The organism is Streptomyces sp. P17, from assembly GCF_032436805.1.
Classification (GTDB): Bacteria; Actinomycetota; Actinomycetes; order Streptomycetales; family Streptomycetaceae; genus Streptomyces.
In genome coordinates, this window is record NZ_JAVRBF010001355.1 from 1 (window position 1) to 244 (window position 244).

Annotated in this window: 1 pseudogene; it reads right to left on the reverse strand. The window is 68.9% G+C overall.

The annotated features are described in order from the left end of the window. Positions 1-244 (reverse strand): annotated as a pseudogene (locus tag RMT89_RS44955) (hypothetical protein); the annotation flags it as partial.

Genomic DNA, 244 nt, shown 5'->3' on the forward strand with positions numbered 1-244 from the left:
GGCCCCAGGCGTGCCGCTGTTGCGGATGTAGAAGCCATTCGCCGCGCCCGCGCCCGTGTTCACGGTGAGCGATCCGCTGTTGGTCTGGTTCACCGCGCCTTGCGAGACGACCGTGTAGAGGCCGTAGCCGGCGCCGCCCGCCGTCTTGACGGTGAGCGTGCCGCTGTTGGTTTGGGTGATGGAGCCCGAGCCGGAGAAGCTGCCGGCGTAGAAGCCGTAGGACGGCGCATTCCCGCTGCTGGAG